1 pseudogene is annotated in these 249 nt (G+C 41.0%); it reads right to left on the reverse strand.

From position 1 onward, the window contains the following. Positions 1–19 precede the first annotated feature (19 nt). Positions 20–249, reverse strand: a pseudogene (locus tag ACPYOJ_RS36165) (hypothetical protein); the annotation flags it as partial.

A 249-nucleotide genomic window follows, 5' to 3' on the forward strand; every position in this document is an offset into this window, starting at 1 on the left:
CGACTAGTCGTCGGCAGCGTCAGATGTGTATAAGAGACAGGTCGTGAAAGAACAGATACCATTTACCTTTAAATTCGACAATACTGTGATGGGTCGTCCAGCCGACAACCGGTGTTAATATTTCACCCTGAAAAGTAAAAGGACCATAAGGATTATCGCCGGTTGCATAGCAAAGTAAATGGGTATCACCTGTTGAATATGAAAAATAATATTTGTCGTTGTATTTGTGCATCCATGAGGCTTCAAAGA

Source organism: Rhizobium sp. SVR5-9E (assembly GCF_056755095.1).